The organism is Aeromicrobium phragmitis (assembly GCF_003674095.1).
GTDB lineage: Bacteria > Actinomycetota > Actinomycetes > Propionibacteriales > Nocardioidaceae > Aeromicrobium > Aeromicrobium phragmitis.
This window is the reverse complement of the sequence record NZ_RDBF01000044.1, coordinates 1-601: the sequence shown is the minus strand read 5'-3', so window position 1 is coordinate 601 and position 601 is coordinate 1. Positions and strand designations below refer to the sequence as shown.

General features: G+C 64.4%; 1 pseudogene. It reads right to left on the bottom strand.

Going from position 1 to position 601, the window contains the following annotated elements:
• A pseudogene (locus D9V41_RS17630) lies at nucleotides 1-420 on the bottom strand (hypothetical protein); the annotation flags it as partial.
• Nucleotides 421-601 lie beyond the last annotated feature (181 nt).

The window sequence follows — 601 nt, the reverse complement described above, 5'->3', positions numbered from 1 at the left end:
GTGCCAGGGCAGCTTCGTGGCGAGGTCGACGATCGTTCGTTCCGGTCCCGTGACGACGACGCCTGCGACCTCGCGGCAACCGATCTGGTGTTTGCGCCGGTGCCACGCGATGCCGGGAACCCGCAGACGGAGACGCTGATTGGTCGACAGGTGGATCGGATGGCAGCCCGGAAGCTGGAGTCCCCAGAGCGCGAGAGCGGTGTGGTGGCTGACTACTGCTCCGGCGGGCGCGATGAGCAAGGCAGCTTGAGTCCAGACGAGCAGCGAAAGAGCCTGGGCGCGTACGACGTAGACGCCTCGAAACAGCTGCCGGAATCTTCGCCCTCGTAGCTGGGTGTCGGTGAGTCCTAAGGCCAGGGCGTGGCGTCGGGTGAACGGTCCTCGCCCCAATTCGGCGGGCAGATCTCGAGCTTGCGGCACGTCACCAGCGTCGACCGGTGTTCAGCCCGAGCACCAGGCCGCTCGAGCGAGATGTGGATTCTCATCATCCGGAACGCAAGGGCGTGGAAAAACAAGATGTGGTCGGTTTCGTGTCACAAGAGCAGGCTCAAGTGACACAAAACCGACCACATCTCGGGCCGGAGGGCCTACAGGGAGGCGA